The following is a 907-nucleotide window of genomic DNA, read 5'->3' as shown; positions in this document are numbered from 1 at the left end:
CATCGAGCAGCCCGCGTGCCGCCATTCGGCGCCGGCGGCGGTGAAGACCTTGTCCAGGCCCTCCTCGACGGCCTGCAGCGCCACCCGCACCGAACCGGGCACGATCAGCATCCGCACCCCGTCGGCGACCTTGCGGCCCTCCAGCAGCGCGGCGGCCGAGCGCAGATCCTCGATCCGGCCGTTGGTGCACGAACCTACGAAGACGGTGTCCACCTTGATGTCGCGCAGCGGCTGACCGGCCGTCAACCCCATGTATTCCAGGGCCTTTTCGGCGGCGTAGCGCTCCGATGCGTCCTCGTAGGAGGCCGGGTCGGGGACCTTCTCGATGGCCGGGCCGCGGTATTCGATGACATAGCCCTGGCCGCCGCCGGTGCCGATCTTCGCGATGATGGCGAGGATCAGGTCCTTGGCGGTGACGGTGTCGGGCAGCTCGCCCTCGACGGTGACCGCCATCGTCTTGAACGGCGAGAGCGGCAGCGTCTGGGTGGCCAGCACGTGCTCGACCTGGCTGGTGCCGATGCCGAAGGCCAGTGCGCCGAACGCGCCGTGGGTGGAGGTGTGGCTGTCACCGCAGACCACCGTGGTGCCCGGCTGGGTCAGGCCCAACTGCGGGCCCACCACGTGCACCACGCCCTGTTCGACGTCGCCGAGGGGGTGCAGCCGCACCCCGAACTCCGCGGCGTTCTTGCGCAGCGTCTCCAGCTGGGTGCGCGAGACCGGATCGGCGATCGGCTTGTCGATGTCCAGGGTGGGGGTGTTGTGGTCCTCGGTGGCGATGGTCAGATCCGTGCGGCGCACCCGGCGACCGGCCTTGCGCAGACCGTCGAACGCCTGCGGGCTGGTCACCTCGTGCAGCAGATGCAGATCGATGAAGAGAAGGTCGGGCTCGCCTTCCGCGCGCCGGACG

General features: G+C 69.9%; 1 protein-coding gene. It reads right to left on the bottom strand.

Features of this window, described 5'->3' with window-relative positions; genetic code table 11:
* Window positions 1-907, bottom strand: a 907-nt coding sequence (locus tag IF04_RS0135280; protein WP_030267722.1) for an aconitase family protein, incomplete at both ends; no start/stop codon positions are given.

This window comes from Streptomyces violens (assembly GCF_000717745.1).
Taxonomy (GTDB): domain Bacteria; phylum Actinomycetota; class Actinomycetes; order Streptomycetales; family Streptomycetaceae; genus Streptomyces; species Streptomyces violens.
This window is presented reverse-complemented; position numbering and strand designations above follow the sequence as displayed.